Consider the following 18,321-nt stretch of genomic DNA (forward strand, 5'->3'; position numbering starts at 1 on the left):
GCTTACCTCCCCAATGAGATATGTTGATTTATAGTTTTGCGATTAAGGGCAAAAGAAATGATGGTCTGTTGCTCATAAATATGCACATCCTGATATCCGCTTGCAGGACTAGAACGCTCCGGACGTCCGCTATAACGAATTTCGGTTCCCTTAGGTGCAATTTCACGAATTCTTGGTTCCATGTAACTCCATGCGCCCATATTCTGAGGTTCTTCCTGAACCCAAAGAACTTCTTTCAGCTTCGGATACTTGCTCATAATGCGTGCAATTTCCTCTTTCGGGAATGGATACAATTGCTCTACACGAATGATATGCAACCAAGAGTGATCTTCATCTTTCTGTTTCTCAATTGCTTCTTCGAGATCTACAGCAACTTTACCCGAGCATAATACGAGACGTTCAACTTTCTTCGGTGTTTCACCAAGACCTGGTTGTTCAATAACCTCTTGGAAAGAACCTTCGCTGAAAGCTGTCGCAGGTGATGCAACTCGTGGATTCCGAATAAGACTCTTTGGAGCCATAAGAACAAGTGGTCTAGCATCTTCCGTATTTACGATAGAAGCTTGACGACGAAGAAGATGGAAGTATTGAGCCGATGTTGTCAGGTTAGCAACCGTCCAGTTGTCTTCGCCACCCAGTTGCAAGAATCTTTCCAATCTTGCACTAGAGTGTTCAGGGCCTTGACCTTCATAACCATGAGGAAGCATCATTACGAGACTAGATTTCTGTCTCCATTTGGAACTTCCAGAGGTAATGAACTGATCAATAATAACTTGAGCACAGTTCGTAAAGTCACCATATTGAGCTTCCCAAATGACAAGCGTTTCAGGTGAATACACGTTGTATCCATATTCAAAGCCCAAGACTGATGCTTCGGAAAGCGGGCTATTGTGAATGGCAAAAGAAGCTTTTGCCTGCGGCAAACGGTGTAAAGGACAGAAAGTCGAGCCATCAACAGCATCGTGAAGCACAAGATTACGATGTGCAAAAGTTGCTCTTTCTGCATCTTGACCCGTAATACGAATAGGCTGACCGTCTGATAGAATGGTAGCAAACGCTAATGTTTCAGCATGTCCCCAGTCTACTTTTTCACCTTCTTGAAGTGCACCACTGCGACGTTCAAGAATTCGTTGAAGCTTAGGATACACAGTAAAACCTTCAGGCCACTTAAGAAGCTCAGTATTGATTGCGCTGAGTGTCTCAACAGGTACACCTGTCTTCACTTTCGGCTTGACGTTCTCGTTCGATGGATTTAGACCAAGTAACACATGATCAACAGGCTCTTTAGACTTAACGCTGTCGTAAGCTTCTTTCAAACCATTAAGAACTTTAGCCTTCAACTCATCAGCTTCAACTTGGCTCATTTCTTTATTACTTACTAGTCTATTCATGTACAGATTTGCTACTGTCGCATGTTGTTTAACCTTTTGATAAATAAGAGGTTGCGTCGTTTCTGGATCATCCGTCTCGTTATGACCATATCTGCGATATCCAACAAGATCAATCAGGAAATCTTTCTTAAACTTGTTACGATATTCGCTTGCAAGACGCGCAGCAGCGATACATGCTTCTGGATCATCTGCATTCACATGCACAATTGGAATTTCATATCCTTTAGCGAGATCACTCGCATAATGAGTGGAGCGAGAGTCCTTACCCTCTGTTGTAAAACCGATACGGTTGTTAACGATAATATGAATCGTTCCACCATTTCTGAATCCAGGAAGCTTATTAAAGTTAAGTGTCTCTGCTACAATGCCTTCGCCAGGGAACGCTGAATCACCATGAATAAGAATGGTCGCAGCTTTATTCACATCTTGCTTCGGATACCCTGGTGCACTGCGGTCTTCTTGTGCAGCGCGAGCAAAACCTTCTACCACTGGATTAACAAACTCCAAGTGACTCGGGTTATTCGCAAGGGTAACACGAACTTCATGAGCATCTTCTTCCTTCAAGAAACGATCTGCACCAAGATGGTATTTCACATCCCCCGTCCAGCCATAGTTAATACCCATGGAACCTTCTGAAGGCACAAGGTGTTTATTCGGAGAATTAAGGAACTCCGAGAAGATTTTGCTATAAGATTTGCCGAGAACATGCGCAAGAACATTCAATCGTCCACGGTGAGCCATTCCCATAAGAATGGAGCTAACATCAGCGTGAGCCATTTCTCTTACAATCTCATCAAGCATTGGAACGAGAGCGTCATTACCTTCAATAGAGAACCGCTTAGCTCCTACAAAGGTACGATGCAAGAACTCTTCAAACTGCTCCGCTTCGAGCAATCTCTTAAGAAGATGCTTCTTCTCTTCCGCGTTCAAAGGAGCTGGGTTAGTACCAGATTCAGCTTGGCTGTTCAGCCAGTTGCGCTCTTCTTCTTCATGCACATGACTGAATTCATAGGCGATCGTTCCCGTATATATTTGATGCAGCCTTTGGATCGCCTCCCACCCATTCTTTACATCGCTAGGAGCTTCCTCCCAGACAACTTCTGCAGGTAAGGCAGCTAAATCCGCTTGGCTGAGTTGGTATGTTTCAGGTTGAAGTAAACGGGTGTCCACTTCCATTCCGATGCCAATCGGATCAATGTCTGCAGCAAGATGACCGTAAGTTCTGATGTTCCACACCAGCTTACCGGCACTCACGCCTTTTTTCAATAAACTACGATCACATGTACTACCGGATTCCTGCGTATCCGCTTTCTTTTCTTTGTTTGGCAAAGATGGAGGAGATCCCCAACTTGCGAACAATTCACGATATGCTGGTTCCACAGATTGTGGATCTTGTAAAAACTTCTCGTACTGGTCTTGAATGTACCCCAAATTCGGACCGTGATATTTCTGCCATGGTCCCTCTGTCATTCTGTCAAGGGTCTTCATCGCTGACTCCCTCCGTCAGATTATTTTGATAGTTCAAGGACGGAAATTCTAATTACAAGTTCATTATAATACACTTAAGCACTATACCGAAAATAACCTTTTTATATAATAATCATCTCATAAACAGATGAATTTACGAATATTTCGTGACATTTCGGTTATCAAAGAGCTGGCAAGTCCAATGATTTTACATTAAAAGGATTAATATCCATTAATATTGTTATTTACAACCATTCCATTTGCCTAATAGGATCAGGACCTGTTTCTTGACCGATAAGCCCCATCAATTGTTTAGCATTGGCTGCAGCATCTCCACCAGAGTTATTGTTAAATATAAGCCAGCATTCTTGGGTGCTGTTAAGCAAGGTTAGCAGATTCTGCTTCCATTCCTGCAATTCTTCTGTATTATAACGATATAAATATCGCACCTCACGCCAATTCGCTTCACCACTTGAATGCCAGCCCGCCGTATTTCGTCCGTGAAGACGGATCATCGTCGCATGAGACTGCGTGGGTTCAAGCACAACAGGTATGGAACCAATGCCTGCATCCGGTTCATCAGCAATACTATGAATCCAGCCCTCATCTCGCATGAACTGAAGCGTCTTATCCCGATATCCAGGTGCAAACCAGCTCCTATTCCGGAATTCAAGCGCAACAGAATATCCATCCATCCATTCCCTAGTTCTCTTTAGTATCTCAACATGTTTTCTATCACAATCGAACCAAGGTGGATACTGGAATAAAATCGTCTTCAGCTTATTCTCCTTACGCAATACATCTGCCGACTCTTTAAATGCTTCAAACATGGATCTCATATCAGGATATGGGATTTTGCCGCGCGAATGACCCGTCATACCTTGATAAGCTTTGACAATAAAACCAAAGTCATCAGGGGTTTGGATGCTCCATTTATACATTCGATCTGGCGCGGGTATAGCATAAAACGAATTATCCATCTCTAGGATCGAAAAATGCCGTGCATATATTTTTAACTTATCCCCCGGCTTTGTACCCTCCACATAGAGATCATCGTGGTCTCCCCAGCCTGACAAGCCAATATATATTGAGTCTCGCACCACTTCTTCTATGGGCATAATCTTTCCTCCCTCCATATCTCTGATTTAAGAAACAGCATCTTTCTTTATTAACCTATTCTTCAACATTTCAAAAGTCAGGGCTGCCAAAGCGTAGCCCCTTTTTCTTCCGCCTTCTTAACAATGAGCTCACATAAACGATGCGTCTCAAGAGATTCCTCCATAGAAGGATACGGATGAATGCTACCTGAAATACTTCTTAGGAAATGCGTAATAATATCATCGAAGCCCCTTCGTTTTAAAACAGGCACCCAATCTCCAAAGGTCCGATGCTTCTCTTCACCTTCACTTAAATAAATCTTATTGTTTAGATCACGCACCATATGTTTTTGACCAGGACTTATCACCTCAAGACGCTCTTCTGTCATGCCACTGTCACGATTCATGAACCCGACAGATGTATAGTTGTCTCCATCAAGCTTGAGCATAACCTGCACCAACAATCCATTGTGGACCCTCACAGAAACAGAAATATCCTCCACTTTACCTGGAGACAAGTAAGATATAGTATCTACTACATGAATAAAATCATCGAAGATAAATCTCCGAGCAAAATCAGGTTGGTAAACTCGGTTCTTCTCCATATAGATATAGCTTCTGTCGTTCACTTCTTTAAGCTCTGACACCAAAGGAGCAAATCTTCGATTAAAGCCCGTCATAAGCACACAGTTCTTCTCGCGAGCAAGTGCTGTAAGTGCTTCGGCCTCTCCGAAATGATAAGCAATCGGTTTATCGACGTATACGTGTATGCCTGCGTTCAATAGCTGCTTAATAATATTCGGGTGAGATTCAGTTGAAGTATGTATAAAAGCAGCATCAATTCCTCTCTGTATCAAGTTCTCAATCGTAGGCTCAGTTTCAGTAAATCGATATTTCGCTTTAGTCTGTTCAAGCACATCTTGATTTCGTGTACTAAGAATCCACTGCACCTCATGCATAGAAGACATGATTGGTAGGTAAGCTTTCTGTGCGATACTGCCTAATCCAATAACTCCAACCTTCATTTTTTCTCCCCTTTTCCTATGAAACGAACATATTTACCTCTATTATAAACATTACGTATTGAAAACAAAAAACACACCTTGAATAAGGCATGTTTTCAGAGTCGAACAAAGATAGCTTCATTAATCACGAAATTAAATATCGTCATGTTTACCTGGTACTACCATGATATGATCCCAAATAAATTTCTTCTCTTGCTCCGTTAAATCGCTCTGATCAAGTAATGATCGAATTCGTTCTTCAAGATGACCCACCCAATTTAGAAACTGATCAATATCCGGTAATCGTTCAGTTGCCACCTGATATCCCCGCTTTCCGCATCATAAAAGATTTAGGGCTAAAGCTGAAGTAGTCATACCTTGTTACTTGTATCAATCATACTTGAAATTTGTTAAGTAGGCGTCAACTAAACATAAAATTACGGTTAGTCATTCTTGTTTTCATAAAATACATGTTGCGCATTCAAAACGCCGTTATTCAACTCGATTATTCCATATGAAAAATGCGATTGCCGACGTTTATCCGTTGGTGATCCAGGATTGAACAGGAGAACATCTCCTATCTGTTTCATCACAGGAATATGTGAGTGACCAAATATGATACAGTCCACCTTCTGGTCCGCAAAAGTATTTATAGCTCTACTCTCAGTCGTTCCCTTAGTTCCATGACCATGGACGATACCCAATCGGTGTCCCTCAATTAGCAGCAGCTTATTTAACCCAAACCTCTCAATCATTCCGTCTGAATCTGCATTTCCTGCAACGCCCTCGACCGGTGCAATCTCTTGCAAAGCTTCATAAACCGACTCATTTGACCAGTCACCTGCATGAATAATCAAGTCCACGGATTGAAGCCCTTTTAACAGCTCATTAGGAAGCTTCTTCGCCATTCGAGGCATGTGTGTGTCTGACAATACCCCGATTCTAAAGGTGCTAGGCATCTTAGCCCTCCTCCCCTCTCCATATCATGTCTTTAATACAGAGCCTATCATGAGCATTTATTTTCATGAAGAGGTATTACATATTACATGTCCTGAATACAATGTGTACAAGCATTTTATTTAATAATAATAAAATCCTTGTCTTAGTGAACAGGAGTGAGAACATGAGTCTATTTTTAAGCTATGTTATTCTTGGTCTGTCCTTATCCGCCCCAATCGGGCCTATTAATGCCGCCCAACTGGACAGGGGTATCAAAAAAGGGTTCTGGCACTCTTGGTTATTCGGACTTGGAGCTGTGCTTGCAGATATTCTCTACATGGTACTTGTCTATTTAGGTGTTGTTCATTTTCTTAGTACTCCATTTATGCAAACTTTCTTATGGCTATTTGGTGCATTTGTTCTAATATATACTGGCATCGAAAGTCTGATTAACGCAGGCAAGGTCAATATCAGTACCAAGAAGAAAGATGAGAGCTTAATCGCCAATCTATTCTCCGGCTTTCTCATGTCTCTTTCCAATCCCATGACGATCTTATTCTGGCTCGGAATCTACGGCTCCGTACTTGTTAAGACAGCATCCGATCACGGAAAAAGTGACCTGTTCTTATTCAGTACAGCGATTATTATCGGCGTATTGATCTGGGATTTGACGATGGCAGGTATATCAAGCATTTTCCGGAAATTGTTAAGCACTCGGGCTATCACATTGATTTCTGTCCTATCTGGTCTTTCACTCATCATTTTCGGTATCTACTTCGGAGTAAGAGCACTCAAGTTGTTACTATTTTAATTAAAGCTTTTCTAATCCGTCTATTCTCAAGCTTCTTTGGCCTCTCGCCACTTTGTCCGCAGCATGATTAAGACGATTACAGCAATGATTACTATAAAACCAAGGCTTATCCAAAAGCCAGGCCGGCTCGTTTTGTGAAAAAGTGTTCCGCTTACAGCAAGCAATATAAGGATCATCCCTAGGTATCTCTTCATTTTACCCCAGACCGATAAATCAAGATTTCGTCCCGCTGAGATTAGAATAAAGAACCAATTATACAAAAGCATAAGCCCGGCTGCCGTTGTTAAGTATTCATATATTTTTCCAGGCATCAGTAGAGATAGAACAATAGAAACAATAAGCCCGGCTGCCGTTAAACCGAGTGCGTAAATGGGTGTCTTCCGTTTAAACATTTTCTTAGAGAATAGCTGTGGTGCATCATGATCTTCTGATAAGGTCACGAGCATTGTTGTCACCGCATATAGAGAAGCAACCATCGTTGAGAATCCCGCAATGATTAGAACAGCATTAAATACATGGGGAACAAAGGGTAAATGATAGGATTTTAAAGCTACGATAAATGGACTCTCTGTCGTTGAAAACTTATCCCAGGACAACATCGTGAGCGCTAACCCTAAAGAAAGTACATAGACTATAGCCAGAAGGAGGATCATAACTCGACCTGATTTCGGAGCATCTTGCGGATTTTTTAGCCTTATCGCCATAACCCCCATAACTTCAATACCTCCAAAAGCATAAAACGCAAAAATGAGCGAGGACCATAATCCCAGTCCACCTGTTGGAAAAAATGAAGAGGATATGCCAGGTACCTTCGGCTCAGTCCCACCCTTAATCCACCCCATGAGTGCTATAAATGCGATCACAAGAAACATCACTATCGCAGCAATTTTAATAATTGCAAGTACATGTTCCAAACGATCAAATCCCTTATTCCCAATCCAAATAACGAATATGCCTAATGCAGCAAATATAGCAGCGAACACCCACAACGGAATGGCCGGAAACCAAAACCGCGAGAAAATCGAGAGTGCCGTCATCTGACTCCCCATAATAAGGACTTCTGAACACCAGTACATCCAACCTGTCGAGAACCCTGCCCAGCGTCCATGAGCTTTCTTCGCATAAGATCGGAAAGATCCTTTTTGCGGGTCTTCTGCTGTCATACGAGCTAATACATCAAATACGATAAAGGTCCCGATTGCAGCTAAAACAAAAGATATCAATATTGCAGGTCCTCCGAGTTTAATCCCAAGACCTGATCCCAGAAAATATCCTGTGCCTATTGTAGAAGCTACCCCAAGAAGCGATAACTGCCACCATTTCAGCGTTCCTTCTGTTTTGCCTCCTGATTCCTTAGCAGCTGTCTTGCCCATGGGAATCCCTCCTTTAAATCGGTTGAATTATCCATTCTTCAGCGCGAAAACGCAACTGATCATAGAACATCCTCAGTATGTGCTGAGCGATTAATGCATAATCTCCCCTCTAATCGCGAAAGTTATCCTTAAACACCGTTTTTTGGAGGGATCTGTTTGACAGCAACCCGTGGCATTCCTATATCTCAAGGATTCATGCTGTTAATGCTGACAGCCGGATTAACGAATCATGTCATGATTATTCCAGTCGTACTAGAGAAATCGGAACGTAATGCTTGGATTACAGTGGTAGTTGCCGGTATTCTCTTTGTTCCCTGGGTTCTCCTTGCTTACCGCTTAATGATAAAAATAGGGACTCGCTCCATCAGTAAAGCCGTAGAAGATAGCGCTGGTAAATTCGCTAGAATACTAATATCCACGATGATGGCTTTGTATTTAATAGCCTTTGCCTTTTACACATTAAAAGAAGTAATTGATTGGACAAAATCAACCTATCTGCTTCAAACTCCCATTCTTGTTACTTCGGTTTGTCTTATAGCTCTATGCCTAATAACGGCTAGAAGCGGAATGACCACCATCGGTATTACCGCTGGTATCCTACTGCCGATCGTTGTCATCCTCGGTATTTTTGTAGCAACAGTCAACGTGAAATATAAAGATTATTCATTTTTGTTACCAATACTTGAGGATGGTTTCGGGCCCATATTAAATGGTCTTCCCATTGTATTCGGAGGGTTCACCCAGTATATTCTTGCAGTATTTATCACACCTCATACCAAAGGAAATGTGAAATCATGGACAGCTTTAGCATTTCATGTGGTGCTCGTAATCCTTACACTTGGACCTACAATAGCGGGTATAACAGAATTCGGTGCCGATGAAATGAAGTTACAACGCTATCCCGCCTATGAGCAGTGGAGACTCGTTAAGTTAGGGAAATTCATCGAACATGTTGATTTCCTATCCATTTATCAATGGTTAAGTGGCGCCTATATTTCCATCAGTCTATGTATGTATCTTGCGGCGGAAGCGTTATTTACGAAAAAGAACCGGACTGCAGGGATGATAGGCTTCTCCTTTCTTCTGATCATTTTGTGCGCTGCACCAATCAGCAACTTAAAAATGTACTTTTGGATGAGGGACTATTTCATACCGGGTTCCGCAATCTATACCACCGTCCTCCTACTGCTTATGACATTCTTGATTCGGGGTGCTACTAATGATCCGCCCCATGCTCAGAAAGGAGAGCCTCCATGTACTTCACCCCACAAAACTTGAAAGAGCAATTTAGAGAATGTGAAGATGTAAAAATAAAAATATACCCAGAACCATATTCGGACGTCGATCAACAGCCTTGGGCTATAATTATCTACAATGTGATGATGTGTGATTCTTCCGTACTATCCGAAATACTACTACCTGTCATTGGTGATGAATGGAATCGTTCTTGCTCGGAAAACAGAAAACCAGATCCGGACGATCTCGAATCTACACTCACCTTGCAACGAATACCCGCCAAATCTGAGATGCTTGTCGAAAACGTGTTTTCTGGTATGGCTGTTATTATACTTGCAGGAGAAGATTTTTTCTTCACATATAATGCCGCATCAGATATAAACCGATCGCCTGAAGAAACCAATACAGAGATTGCGATCAAAGGGGCGAGGGATGGCTTTGTTGAGAGCCTGGAGACAAATATAGCTTTGATACGAAAAAGACTTAAAACAACAGACATGGTGTATTCCTCATTTAGTGTAGGTAGTATCTCACCAGCTAAAGTAGGAATGGTTTATTTAAAAGAGAAAGTTGTACCTGAAGCTGTAACTATGATTACTGATAAACTAAATAGCTACATTGGGGAGTCTCCAGCTGGCCCTGGAGAACTGATTGAACATCTGTCCCCTTATAAATTCTCATTACTACCTGTTTTTGACTATACGGGAAGACCTGATTACATTTTGGATTCACTCATGAGAGGGAGATTAGCTCTTATCGTGGATGGGAGTCCGATAGCTATCATCGCTCCTTCGAGCTTAATGCAGTTCTTGTTCTCTGCTGAAGATCCGACACTACCTTATTATTTTGCTTTTCCTTGGAGGATTCTGAGGTTGATTGGGATCATCTCTGCCATATTATTACCAGGATTTTATATCGCATTGATGTCTTATCATCAGGATCAGATTCCTTTCCCATTACTTGCTACCGTGGCCAATACAAGACTTGGACTTCCTCTTTCCGGTTTCTTTGAGATGGTCATATTGCTGTTTCTACTCTCTTTACTCAAAGAAGCTGGCACAAGAATGCCAGCTCCTGTAGGTTCAACCATCACGGTTGTATCTGGTATCATTATTGGCGATGCAGCAATTAGAGGCGGATTATTCTCCCCAACGCTCACCGTAATTGGATCTATATCGTTTGTTGCAGGTTCAACCATTTCAAACCAAGATGTAGGTGTGTCCACAACATTAGGCAGATACTTCGTACTTATCCTATCAGGGATTCTAGGACTGTTTGGTTTTTTTGTTGCCATGTTTTTTGTCATTCAGTATGCTGCTTCACACCGTCCATTCGGACAACCTTTTTTCGCACCCTTTTCCCCCTTCTCATGGCCAAAAATCATTCGAAATTTCATGAGATTTCCAGGTAAAAATAAAAAAGGTGGCTCCTTATGAATCGATTCATTCCGCTCTTCCTTATCGCTGTTTTTTCGTTATCCATCCTTCCGGGATGTTGGGATATTCGAGAAATACAAGAAATAAACTATATCACAGCGCTTGGTATTGATTTTCGGAATGAAGAGTACATCGTTTACGCCCAGATGCTTGACTTCTCGAGCGTAGCAAAGCAGGAAAGTGGAAAACAAACAGAACAAATACCAATCTGGGTCGGAAGAGGATCCGGTAAATCGTTATCCGAGGCTATAACTAACCTCTATACGACGAATCAGCAGCATATATCATGGGCGCATGTAACTGCGCTAGTTCTTACAGAGCCGGTACTGACCGATGATCGTATGAATCAGGTATTTGATCTAACCAATCGCTCTCAGGAAATTCGTTATACTAAATGGGTGTATGGGACACAAAACCGAATAGAAGAACTATTCACGACCACCCCCTTTTTTCAGTTATCTCCACTTCATTCACTGCTGCATGAACCGATGGAGAGTTTTAAACAATTTTCATTTATCCGTCCCATTCAATTCAATGAATTTATTATTCGTTACCGAGAAAAAGGGGCTACTGTTGTGCTGCCATCTTTACAAATATCAAGTGCCAACTGGTCGGAAAATATGCGGCAACATCCGTTAGTGCAGCTTAGCGGAGCCTTTTTTATTCAGAATCAAAAGAATAAAGGATGGATGAGTCGAGAGGATATTTCCGGTATACGATGGTTAGCCAGCCGAGCAACTAGAGCTGCTGTAGAGATCAAGAAAGAGGGAGAATCCTTAGGCAGTATTATACTTGAAGCACCACACTCCGTAGTTGAGGTCATTTGTCGAAACGATGATGTTTCTTACCGTATTAAATTAAATGTCAATGCCACCGTTCAAAATGTTCGTCAACAAATTAGTCTACAAGAAATGAATGCATCAGCTAAAAAAGCTTTAACCGATGAAATCGTCCAGACTTTTCGTAAAGCAACCAAAAAAAATATTGATCCCTATCAGTTATCACTTCAACTGTATAGAAAAAATCCAAAGTTGTGGAAAAAGTTAAAAGATGAAGGCAGGGATGTTACCTCTGATTCGCTACAGGATGTTGAAGTTACGATTGGTCTTCGTTTCTGGGGTCAGCGTAAGGATATGAGAAACTGAGAGAACAATAATAAAGAAGCTGTCCCAACATTCATGGGGACAGCTTCTTTTCTGATTTTGATATTAAGCTTCATTAGGGGGCTAACGTTTTACAACATTTTCTTAATATCTTCTTTTAGCGATTCTGCTTGTGGTCCAAATACGACCTGTACCGCGCCCTGACCCAGTCTCATTACACCGGAAGCGCCCAGTTTCTTAAGCTCTGAATCTTTAACAGCTTTATCGTCTTTTACAACGAGACGAAGACGGGTAATACAAGCATCAATACTCGTAATATTCTCTGGTCCACCGATGTTAGCAAGAACTTTTGCAGCTTTGGAATTCCCTGTTACCACACCTGCTGCGTTTCCCTCGGATTCTGACACATCTTCTACAAGCGCTTCGTCCTCATCCTCTTCTCGTCCAGGAGTCATTAGATTTAATTTTACAATGATGATCCGGAACAGGAAGTAGTACAACACTCCAAATGCCAAACCGACCGGTATCAGCAACCACGCATTCGTTGATAGCTTCAAGTTCACCAAGTAGTCAATCAGACCCGCTGAGAAAGCGAATCCTAAATGGACATCGAGGAGGTACATGATCAATCCGGAAAGGCCTGTTAAGATCGCATGCACTACGTACAATACTGGAGCAATAAACATAAATGAAAATTCAAGTGGCTCAGTAATACCTGTCAAAAACGATGCAATCGCTGAACCGATAAAGATAGAACCCACAAGTTTACGCTTTGATGGTTTCGCTGTGTGAATAAATGCAAGTGCAGCAGCTGGCATTGCAAACATCATAATCGGGAAGAAACCTGTCATAAACATACCTGCTGATTTATCACCCGCGAAGAATCGATATAAGTCACCTTGAACGACTTCACCAGCAGCATTCGTAAATGTACCGATTTGGAACCAAGCAATAGAGTTAAGTACATGGTGCAAGCCAAGTGGGATCAAGAGACGGTTCGCTGTACCGAATAGGAATGCTCCGATACCACCAAGACTTACAATCCAGTTACCGAAGTCTGCAATCACATTCTGTATCGGGTACCAAATCATACCCACCAGTACAGTTAGAACCATCGTTGTGAAAGCGGTTATGATTGGTACAAACCGTTTACCTGCAAAGAACCCTAGCCAATCAGGCATCTTAATATCGTGGAACTTGTTATATAAGTACGCAGACCAGATACCGACGAAGATACCGCCAAGCACACCCATATTCAATTTAACATCGTCTGCGATAAAAGGCATTTGTCCAGGCACCGCAGCCAAAATGTTAATCATAACCTGATAGGAGATAAGCGCGGAAAGCGCGGCAACCGCATCTCCAGCGAATCCAATTGCAACCCCTATTGCAAAGATCAGAGCCAAATTATCTAGTATCGCAAGTGCTCCTGAGGTCATAAAAGGGGTTACATATTGATTTAGGAATGCACCAACGGCACCTAAAGGTATATCTTTTTGATAGTCGATCAAGCCTAAACCTTGCAGGATACCTGCAGCAGGTAATGTAGCAACAGGTAGCATGAGTGACTTACCAAGCTTCTGTAATTTTGCCAACATGTTAATCATCCTTTCGATATCAATAATTTAACATCTCACTGAAAACGTTTACATAATGCATCGAATGAACAACCAGTTTGTTCCATCCCATTGTCTTTATACGCTTGTCTTTGGATACCCCCAAACCAAAAAATAGTGTATTAAACATTTGAATGCGTCTCACTCTGGCTATCCGGTCCTATGGGGATCAACAAAAAAAGCCAAGAAGAAAGGACGACTATATTCCTATAGTCTCATTCTTCTTGGCTCATGCCCATATTTATGGTAACACGCCTTAAACGTATTCATTTGATGTTGTTATCTTAAATCAGACCTTTAAGATTGTCAATAACAAAATATACTTATTAAGAATTTAGCGTGATGCTAAGTACGGAGTCCGAGCCCGCAGACACTTTTCCTGTATGACCTTCGACATCAGATGCTAATTCATCCGCATTCGTAACAATGACTGGTGTAACTATTGGATAACCAGCAGCCTTAATAGCATCAATATCAAATTCGATTAAAGTTTGTCCTGGTTTAACGTTATCACCGACACTAACATGACTAGTGTAACCTTCACCCTTTAGACCAACGGTATTGATTCCTATATGGAACAAATATTGCAGACCTGTTGCTTTTTCTTCAAGCATAACTGCATGCTTTGTTTTTATGACATGAGCTACCGTACCTTCAAAAGGTGACACTAAACGTCCTTCCGTCGGCTCTATAGCAATCCCTTTACCCATGTGACCTGCAGCAAAGGCTTCGTCCGGCACTTGAGACAAAGGTACAGCCTCACCAGTTAATGGGGATTTTACCTCAACTTTATTTACTACTGCTTTCTTTCTCCAACGTTCAAACATTTAATTATCCTCCTTATTAAGGGTATTGTCTTGTGTGCGTCCTCTAAATAGTCGGTAAAGATGCATGGCTAAGAAACATACCTCAGCTTCAGGAATGGTTCTTCCCAGATCCGTTTCCATAACAGTGGCAAGACGTTTAGCCAGTTCATATTCATCTGTAAATTTAGCCTTGATCTGATCTGCGAATGGATTATCAACCTTAACAGAATGATTCAATATTCGATCTACAGAGAAACGCAAGTGCATCAGTAGACGGACGTAATCCATACTGCCATTCTTAAACTCCAAACCTCGTTCTTGTTCAATCATGCTTACAAGGCGACCTACCATATTGGATGCTTTCACAAGCTGTCCAACGGGAACGTGGCTTACTGCAGAATATACGTGATACGTTAGAAAGCCCACCTCATCTTCCGGGACTTTTATGTCAAAAGCCCGGCCGATCATTTCAGCAGCTTTCAGAGCTATGTCATACTCTTTAGGAAAACTGATCTTCGTCTCTTCCAGAAATGGATTAATTATATCCATCCCTTTACGAATACGATAAATCGTAAACTGAATATGACTTGGCAATGCAAGATATACTTTGTCATTTAGTTTGCCCGGAAATTCTGTGGTGATGCTGTTCAAAATCTCATCTGTTATTTCAAGCACTTTCGGATCGAAATCCTCTAACAGATGATGATACTGGCTCCATTGTTCCCGATCCTCCAGCTTAAACAGCTTCTCGATGCGGGGATCATCCGCTGAAATCGTTCCACCAGTCTTTGTACCAAAACCGATACCTTTTCCAAGGATTACATATTCCAGTTCCTTTTTAATGCTTTGGACCATGACTACATTGTTTCCGATCACACGAATGACCTTAAACGTTTCCGTCCCGCTCATGTAGATCCCCCTTTCTATTAGCTTAAACCGAATATGGCTGAAGGATTCATTGGTTAAAAAAAGAAAAGCCAAGGAAAGCCTTTAATCCTAAAGGCTTTCCTTGGCTCATGCCCGTAAAACGGTAACACGCCATTACAATGTCGTAGTTATAAAATAATCATAATGCATATCAAATCCACCGTCAACTTGCACAGGGAGTCGACTATATATGCCATTCACCATTCAGCCAAAGATCGGATAAGACGATTTCTTCTACTATGCTTTTTGTTAAAACTCACAAAAAAACATTAAACAAAATCATGTTCAAATGAAACAAATCAACGTTTTATATTCTGTGTCACTTACTATCCATAAGAGATACTCGAATTGCAGCAATCACATCGCTCAACTGAACAGGTTTGTTCATATAGCCGCTAGCACCCGCTGCTAGGCATTTATCTTTATCTTCCTTCATCGCTTTGGCCGTTAGCATGATAACAGGCAGTGATGCTAGCTCCTGATTTTCTCGAATTCGTTTCAATGTTTCGTAACCATCCATCTCTGGCATCATGATATCAAGCAGCACCACGTCTATGTCTTTCTCCATCTCGATAATTTCCAGACATTCATAACCATTCTGTGCCGTTAACACTTTCATCTTAACCTTCTCAAGAGCATTCGTAAGACCATAAACATTCCGAATATCATCATCAACCAGCAGGACCGTCCGTCCCTCTAATTGCAGGGTCTGATCCCACTCTTCAAAATCATCCTCAAGCAAAGAGTTTATATTCCAGCGACTAGTCTTCTCGATGGTTGCTGCAACTTCTGGAACGATGAATAAGTTTTCATTCTGAGGAGCTTCTTGTTGAGATGGGAGATAGAGGGTGAATCGACTCCCCTTTCCTTCCTTGCTCTCGACAGATATATGACCTCCCAATAAATTAGCTAATTGTAAAGAAATCGACAAGCCAAGTCCTGTACCGCCAAATCTTCGTGCTGTCGCTCCATCTCCTTGGCGGAACGCTTCAAAAATAGGTTTTAGATTCTCTTCCGAGATGCCAATACCTGTATCTTCGACCATAAAGGTAATCATTTGTCCGCTACAATAATACTCCTGTGATTTCAAGAAATCTACTGTACCGATCGTTAGTTTCACGGTACCCTTATCCGTAAATTTAATGGCGTTAGATATTAGGTTTCGTAGAATCTGATGCAGCCGCATGCCATCACTATATATCGTATCTGGGACACCACGCTGAACTTCAATATCAAAACTTAATTGTTTACTTTCAGCAGATTTAGCGAAGTAATCATTCATTATTTCTGGCAATTCTGTTATGTTAACCATGTCTATCTCTACTTGCATTTTACCTGCTTCAACCTTTGAAAGATCGAGAATATCATTAATTAAATGCAGCAATTCACTGCCTGACTTATGAATTACAGAAGCGTAATTCTCTTCTTCATCACTTAAATTCCCTTGTTTATTCTCAGTCAAAATTTGAGAAAGTATGAGCATACTGTTAAGAGGTGTACGCAACTCATGAGACATATTAGCCAAAAATTGCGACTTGTACATTGAGCTCTGCTCTACCTGCTCCGCATACTTTTCTAATTCTATGGCAGTATGCTCTGCAGCTAATCTTTTCGCTTCTAATCGTTCGTTTAATATTTGCGTTTCTTCAGCATGCATCTGAAGCTCTTCCGTCTGCGCTTGAAGCTCTTCGGTCTGGCTCTGAAGCTCTTCAGACTGCACTTGCAATTCTTCATTTAACGCCTGTGAATCTCGGTACAATTGCTGTATTTCCATCTTGTGAAAGATTGAATTCATCGCATTTCCTAAAAGTTGAAGAAACTGTTCTAGCAGTTGTACCCTTTGTTCATCTAATGGTTTAAACATCCCCATCTCTATTACAGCAAGCACCTTACCCTCGAACATAGCCGGTGCCACAAGCAAATTCGATGGTTCAGTATCTCCCAAACCTGATTCAATTCGAATATAGTTAGGTGGTATGTCATCAAACTGAATTATACGTTTCTCCACCATACATTGTCCTACTAGTCCTTCACCTATGGAGAAACGGTCTCGAACCTTATCCCATGGTTCTCCATTCGGATCGGCAAAAGCTGCTGCCTTAACCAGTTCCTTATCATCACGATTAACGAAAAGAGCAGCATAAGGGACCCCCATCACACCGGCTGTTTTATGGATAAAAAAACGAGATAATGTGTCAAGACGATCCGCGCTTTGAAGAAGTGTGGACATGACAGTGGCTTGATCCTTCGCCCATGATTGACGGCTTACATTCGTTAGTAACTTATTCGTATTTTCAGCCAGATCATAGACCTCATCACGGCTGTTTACCTTAATTCGTTGTGATAGACTACCTCCAACAGCTACCCCATCAGCGATATCAGAGATCATCTTAGAAACTGCACGTATCGGTCCAACAATGCTTTTCGATATGATTATAGCAGCCAAAATGGTAGCTAAAGCTATACCTATCCATAGGGAATACATCGTAATCATCAAATTTGTATTGCTGTTCTTCATCATTGCAATACGTTCGGAGGTAAGGTCCCTCTCTGTAGAACGAAATGTAGAAAATTGGTTGTGTATCGTCTGCATCGCTTGCTTGCCTGGATCGTTAATAAAAAACTGTAATGCTTCTTCATCCTGACCAACTTGTTTTAGACGAACAGCTGGTTGTCCAGCAACTTCAATCCATTTATTAATATTACTCTTAATATTCACTAGGTTCTGTAATTGCGTCTTATTATCGGTAATAAGTTGATATAACTTATTGTAATTCAATTCCCAAGTTGATAAAGCTTGCTCGTAGGGTTCCAAGTATGCGGAGTCACCCGTAATAACAAATCCACGTTGTCCTGTTTCGAGTTCAAGCATATTCTTCTCTATCTCATGGGTAAGATTATGAACCTCTATATCATGTTTCTCTATAAAATCCGCTTCTTGTTGGAGTGAAGACAAACGTCCCGAGACAACAAATAGAAATAAGCCAAGACAGATCAATACAAGGGTATAGCCAAGTATTATCTTTGTGCGAATATTTATTTTCAGGTTGTTAGACAACATGCCAACCTCCTTTGCACTATCATATATTTCCTTATTATTATAGTAATTGTTATG

14 protein-coding genes are annotated in these 18,321 nt (G+C 41.4%); 4 read left to right on the forward strand and 10 right to left on the reverse strand.

Features of this window, described 5'->3' with window-relative positions; genetic code table 11:
• Window positions 1-2: 2 nt before the first annotated feature.
• From AC3WJJ_RS09085 to AC3WJJ_RS09105, 5 genes are all read right to left on the reverse strand, one after another.
• A complete protein-coding gene (locus tag AC3WJJ_RS09085) occupies window positions 3-2,879 on the reverse strand; it encodes a 2-oxoglutarate dehydrogenase E1 component (protein ID WP_492539922.1) in 2,877 nt (958 codons plus the stop codon).
• A gap of 224 nt (window positions 2,880-3,103) precedes the next feature.
• Window positions 3,104-3,976, reverse strand: a complete 873-nt coding sequence (locus tag AC3WJJ_RS09090; protein ID WP_492539924.1) for a DUF72 domain-containing protein — start codon at window positions 3,974-3,976, stop codon at window positions 3,104-3,106.
• Window positions 3,977-4,053: 77 nt separating this feature from the next.
• Window positions 4,054-4,980, reverse strand: a complete 927-nt coding sequence (locus AC3WJJ_RS09095; protein WP_492539925.1) for a Gfo/Idh/MocA family protein — start codon at window positions 4,978-4,980, stop codon at window positions 4,054-4,056.
• Between the two features lie 132 nt (window positions 4,981-5,112).
• Window positions 5,113-5,277 (reverse strand): hypothetical protein, encoded by a 165-nt coding sequence (locus tag AC3WJJ_RS09100; protein WP_492539926.1) that lies wholly within the window; start codon window positions 5,275-5,277, stop codon window positions 5,113-5,115.
• Between the two features lie 125 nt (window positions 5,278-5,402).
• Entirely contained in the window at window positions 5,403-5,918 is a 516-nt protein-coding gene (locus AC3WJJ_RS09105) for a metallophosphoesterase family protein (RefSeq protein ID WP_492539927.1), read from the reverse strand.
• A gap of 164 nt (window positions 5,919-6,082) precedes the next feature.
• Between AC3WJJ_RS09105 and AC3WJJ_RS09110 the strand changes: the two genes are divergently transcribed.
• Window positions 6,083-6,709, forward strand: a complete 627-nt coding sequence (locus AC3WJJ_RS09110) for a LysE family translocator (RefSeq protein ID WP_492539929.1) — start codon at window positions 6,083-6,085, stop codon at window positions 6,707-6,709.
• A gap of 26 nt (window positions 6,710-6,735) precedes the next feature.
• Here AC3WJJ_RS09110 and AC3WJJ_RS09115 read toward each other — a convergent pair whose 3' ends face one another.
• On the reverse strand, window positions 6,736-8,082 hold the full coding sequence (locus AC3WJJ_RS09115) for an amino acid permease (protein WP_492539932.1): 1,347 nt from the start codon (window positions 8,080-8,082) through the stop codon (window positions 6,736-6,738).
• A gap of 156 nt (window positions 8,083-8,238) precedes the next feature.
• Here AC3WJJ_RS09115 and AC3WJJ_RS09120 point away from each other — a divergent pair, with 156 nt between their 5' ends.
• The 3 genes from AC3WJJ_RS09120 to AC3WJJ_RS09130 are packed head-to-tail and all read left to right on the forward strand — an operon-like array spanning window position 8,239 to window position 11,899.
• The gene (locus AC3WJJ_RS09120; protein WP_492539934.1) at window positions 8,239-9,360 is read left to right on the forward strand and encodes a GerAB/ArcD/ProY family transporter; all 1,122 of its coding nucleotides are present in this window, start codon (window positions 8,239-8,241) and stop codon (window positions 9,358-9,360) included.
• Window positions 9,336-10,754, forward strand: coding sequence for a spore germination protein (locus AC3WJJ_RS09125; protein ID WP_492539936.1), 1,419 nt, complete (start codon window positions 9,336-9,338; stop codon window positions 10,752-10,754). The genes AC3WJJ_RS09120 and AC3WJJ_RS09125 overlap by 25 nt, the downstream gene beginning before the upstream one ends.
• The gene (locus AC3WJJ_RS09130) at window positions 10,751-11,899 is read left to right on the forward strand and encodes a Ger(x)C family spore germination protein (protein WP_492539938.1); all 1,149 of its coding nucleotides are present in this window, start codon (window positions 10,751-10,753) and stop codon (window positions 11,897-11,899) included. The genes AC3WJJ_RS09125 and AC3WJJ_RS09130 overlap by 4 nt, the downstream gene beginning before the upstream one ends.
• Window positions 11,900-11,988: 89 nt before the next feature.
• On the opposite strand, the gene AC3WJJ_RS09135 is transcribed toward AC3WJJ_RS09130, so the two are convergent.
• The 4 genes from AC3WJJ_RS09135 to AC3WJJ_RS09150 all read right to left on the reverse strand — a co-directional run bounded on the left by AC3WJJ_RS09135 (window position 11,989) and on the right by AC3WJJ_RS09150 (window position 18,267).
• Window positions 11,989-13,455 carry a PTS transporter subunit EIIC gene (locus AC3WJJ_RS09135; RefSeq protein WP_492539940.1) on the reverse strand — a complete coding sequence of 489 codons (1,467 nt, stop codon included), beginning with the start codon at window positions 13,453-13,455 and terminating at the stop codon, window positions 11,989-11,991.
• 344 nt (window positions 13,456-13,799) lie between these two features.
• Window positions 13,800-14,300, reverse strand: a complete 501-nt coding sequence (locus tag AC3WJJ_RS09140; protein ID WP_492539942.1) for a PTS sugar transporter subunit IIA — start codon at window positions 14,298-14,300, stop codon at window positions 13,800-13,802.
• Complete coding sequence (locus AC3WJJ_RS09145; RefSeq protein ID WP_422657170.1) at window positions 14,301-15,188, reverse strand: PRD domain-containing protein; 888 nt, start codon at window positions 15,186-15,188, stop codon at window positions 14,301-14,303.
• A 337-nt stretch (window positions 15,189-15,525) separates the two neighbouring features.
• Window positions 15,526-18,267: a CHASE3 domain-containing protein gene (locus AC3WJJ_RS09150; protein ID WP_492539945.1), complete on the reverse strand. Its 2,742-nt coding sequence runs from the start codon at window positions 18,265-18,267 to the stop codon at window positions 15,526-15,528.
• Window positions 18,268-18,321: the final 54 nt, after the last annotated feature.

It is taken from the genome of Paenibacillus sp. FW507-14B1B (assembly GCF_058781425.1).

Bases quoted from the DNA above. Each gene is read 5' to 3' on its own strand.
- AC3WJJ_RS09085 (WP_492539922.1), bottom strand. From the start codon at position 2,879: ATGAAGACCCTTGACAGAATGACAGAGGGACCATGGCAGAAATATCAC.
- AC3WJJ_RS09090 (WP_492539924.1), bottom strand. From the start codon at position 3,976: ATGCCCATAGAAGAAGTGGTGCGAGACTCAATATATATTGGCTTGTCA.
- AC3WJJ_RS09095 (WP_492539925.1), bottom strand. From the start codon at position 4,980: ATGAAGGTTGGAGTTATTGGATTAGGCAGTATCGCACAGAAAGCTTAC.
- AC3WJJ_RS09105 (WP_492539927.1), bottom strand. From the start codon at position 5,918: ATGCCTAGCACCTTTAGAATCGGGGTATTGTCAGACACACACATGCCT.
- AC3WJJ_RS09110 (WP_492539929.1), top strand. From the start codon at position 6,083: ATGAGTCTATTTTTAAGCTATGTTATTCTTGGTCTGTCCTTATCCGCC.
- AC3WJJ_RS09115 (WP_492539932.1), bottom strand. From the start codon at position 8,082: ATGGGCAAGACAGCTGCTAAGGAATCAGGAGGCAAAACAGAAGGAACG.
- AC3WJJ_RS09125 (WP_492539936.1), top strand. From the start codon at position 9,336: ATGTACTTCACCCCACAAAACTTGAAAGAGCAATTTAGAGAATGTGAA.
- AC3WJJ_RS09130 (WP_492539938.1), top strand. From the start codon at position 10,751: ATGAATCGATTCATTCCGCTCTTCCTTATCGCTGTTTTTTCGTTATCC.
- AC3WJJ_RS09135 (WP_492539940.1), bottom strand. From the start codon at position 13,455: ATGTTGGCAAAATTACAGAAGCTTGGTAAGTCACTCATGCTACCTGTT.
- AC3WJJ_RS09140 (WP_492539942.1), bottom strand. From the start codon at position 14,300: ATGTTTGAACGTTGGAGAAAGAAAGCAGTAGTAAATAAAGTTGAGGTA.
- AC3WJJ_RS09145 (WP_422657170.1), bottom strand. From the start codon at position 15,188: ATGAGCGGGACGGAAACGTTTAAGGTCATTCGTGTGATCGGAAACAAT.
- AC3WJJ_RS09150 (WP_492539945.1), bottom strand. From the start codon at position 18,267: ATGTTGTCTAACAACCTGAAAATAAATATTCGCACAAAGATAATACTT.